This is a genomic window from Endozoicomonas sp. SESOKO2 (assembly GCF_024606245.1).
GTDB lineage: Bacteria > Pseudomonadota > Gammaproteobacteria > Pseudomonadales > Endozoicomonadaceae > Endozoicomonas_A.
On the sequence record NZ_JAHHPQ010000257.1, the window covers coordinates 1 to 2,198 of the forward strand.

General features: G+C 52.1%; 2 protein-coding genes. Both read right to left on the reverse strand.

Features of this window, described 5'->3' with window-relative positions; genetic code table 11:
* On the reverse strand, positions 1-1,894 hold a 1,894-nt coding region (locus KDK17_RS06130; protein WP_257287601.1), incomplete at its 3' end, for a calcium-binding protein.
* Between the two features lie 109 nt (positions 1,895-2,003).
* The coding region (locus tag KDK17_RS06135; RefSeq protein WP_257287602.1) for a hypothetical protein at positions 2,004-2,198 on the reverse strand (195 nt) is incomplete at its 5' end.

Sequence of the window (2,198 nt, forward strand, 5' to 3'; positions counted from 1 at the left end):
GGTTGCCGGAAAGAAGGTCAGGCCCCAGGTTCGCCACCATCCGGTCAGCTTTCCGACTGCCATAATGCCTGTTGTGTCCGGGTCCTCCTATGGTGGTGGTGATTGAGGTTCTGTTGCTGTTGCCCTTTATGCTTGTAGCGTAAATATTGAACCTGTCATTTCCGCCTCCGCCATTGACGGCAAGGCCGGCCTGGGCCGGAATGTTGAAAATATCGCTGGTTTCCGGGCCATTGATAATCTCAAAGTTTCTGAAAATTGACGCCCATGTGTCATAGGTGTTCCGCGACCCGGTTGACCTGAGTGTATAGAATAAACGACCTTTGCTGTTTGTATCGGGAGAGCAGGGAGTTACATTCTTTGCAGGACACGAGAGCCTCACTGAGTCCCGGTCCACAAACAGGTTAAGCCGGACCAATTCCGGAGCCGTGACTGCCCGGCTCAAATCCAGCGTATCTTTGCCCGGGCCCCCGTTTAAATGGGTAAACGCCGGTAGCTTCAGCATGAAAAGTGTGTCATCCCCGCCCCTGCCATTAAAGTTGCGGAGGGAACCTCTGGACACATAAATGTTGTCTTTATCATCACCGGAAAGTCTTATCCTGCCATACCCGGTGTCCTCCAGGACAAAGTTGTTGACCGTTAAGCTATGCTTCAGGTCAACCTTCACATCACGACTCACGGGCAATTGAAAGAGCAGCGTATTGGCGCCGTTGCCCCCGTCCAGAGAGGTTCCGGTTTGCCAGAGCGCGTTAATGATCACCCGGTCGTCTCCGTCCCCCATGCTCACCTTGTCCAGGCCACCCCCGGTGCTGAAAATATCCGTACCATTGCTGCCAAAGTAAGTATCATCTCCCGGAGTCCCGGCAATCTGGTCGATCGCATTGAACACCGTCTGGTGATAACGCCAACTGCCTGTTTCGCTGGTATTCCGCCATCGGGTCTGTACGATGCCCTCCGTGACATTGACGGTCATCCCATCCAGTTGATACGTTGAGAGGGTGACCTTAACGCTGAGCCCCCTGGATCTTCGTTTCAGGAGCCGGGTACCATAAACACTACCAAGATTGTCGTGTATTAGCAGATTGTGTCCCTTCTCATCAGTAATAACGGTGGAATTACCCAGGCCGACAATAAATATGTTATTGCCTCCCATGTCCCTGAGCCTGTCATCTCCTCCCATGCCACGCAATACGTTATCTGCGGACGGGTTACCCGTCAGCTGGTCATTGCCCGGGCCGCCAATAATGACGGGGATGCCAGAGTGTCGACCTGAAGACAGGTCAAGGTGAACCGTCGGCATAATCACAGAACTGTTGTATGCGGCGGAGATACCGCATTTATCACGAAAAGGCTTATCAAAGGTATAATCCATCTCCAGCATGTCCAGGGTTTCGGACATTGGCTGACCGGGGAACAGTTCGCTCCATGTATACGGATCACTCCATTTCAGCAACGGTGCGTTCAATTGAAGCGACGGACTCGATTTCAGCAACTCTCTATGACCAAGTCCAAATAGTTTTTGGTCGCTGTGTTGTTGTCTGCGACCGTCTGCATCGGTTTGAACCAATTTTAAAGCCATTGTGTGCCATGGTCTTAAAAAGCCAATACCATACTTCTTCATGAGTTGGGTTGCGCCTTCCAGGAGCACCCGCTGTTGACCCAGCTCCAGGGTCAGCCTGCGTAAAAAACCACTCTGTGGGGTGCATATGGAAGAGGTGAAACCAAGCTCAATCACCAGCCTGATATTATTGCTTTCCTGACTGCCAATCCTGTGCAGGCCCGCGCCAAGGGTTTTTCCCTCGTTGGCAAGGCTCGCCAGCTCAGCCTCTTTGCGCCATTTAGCCCGGGGGAATTCACCGACAGGTTTTTCAGGGTAGCGATTTAATAAGGCCAGCATCTCCTCTGTTGAAAAGGTGTAGTCCTCCGCTACCCTTTTGACACTGCAGGCTTCTGTGCCTGAATTAATATGAGCCGAGAGAGTGGTGTTCCTCAGGCTTGTCAGGGCCTCAGTCATTGACAGGGAAGGGGGGGGAGCCTGCCACGTCCTCCCAGTAAAAAATGCAGGGATTGGCTTGTACTGTTTCGAAATGACGTAAACCGCGAGTGTGAAAGTCAAGGGTCACTTTCTGCCCCGGTATTTGATGGCTAAAAAACAGGCGCAGGCTCTTGTCAAAAGGATTGATGGTCAAACTGACCTTACG